This window comes from Pseudoalteromonas sp. SIMBA_162 (assembly GCF_046535955.1).
GTDB classification, from domain to species: Bacteria; Pseudomonadota; Gammaproteobacteria; order Enterobacterales; family Alteromonadaceae; genus Pseudoalteromonas; species Pseudoalteromonas marina.
In genome coordinates, this window is record NZ_JAWJBQ010001366.1 from 1 (window position 1) to 230 (window position 230).

The following is a 230-nucleotide window of genomic DNA, read 5'->3' on the forward strand; positions in this document are numbered from 1 at the left end:
GGTGTTGCCTTGATCGCGGGCGTGTACAGGCTAATGGATATGCCGGTTACTGCACTGAATGTGCTAGGCAACGCGCTGGCCCCCTTGGTAGTGGCAAAATGGGAAAGTCGATCCCAGAACCGTGATGAATCTGTGAAAGGTGATGCTGAAACTAGAGCACTCCCTCAAGAACAGTGATTCGATCAGTATCGCTGCGTTTTGCGAAGCACGAGGAAGTGCAGTAGTCAGTC

Annotated in this window: 1 protein-coding gene; it reads left to right on the forward strand. The window is 52.2% G+C overall.

Annotated elements, in window-relative coordinates; genetic code table 11:
- Window positions 1-9 precede the first annotated feature (9 nt).
- Window positions 10-177, forward strand: a complete 168-nt coding sequence (locus R0J88_RS24080; RefSeq protein ID WP_410901469.1) for a hypothetical protein — start codon at window positions 10-12, stop codon at window positions 175-177.
- Window positions 178-230 lie beyond the last annotated feature (53 nt).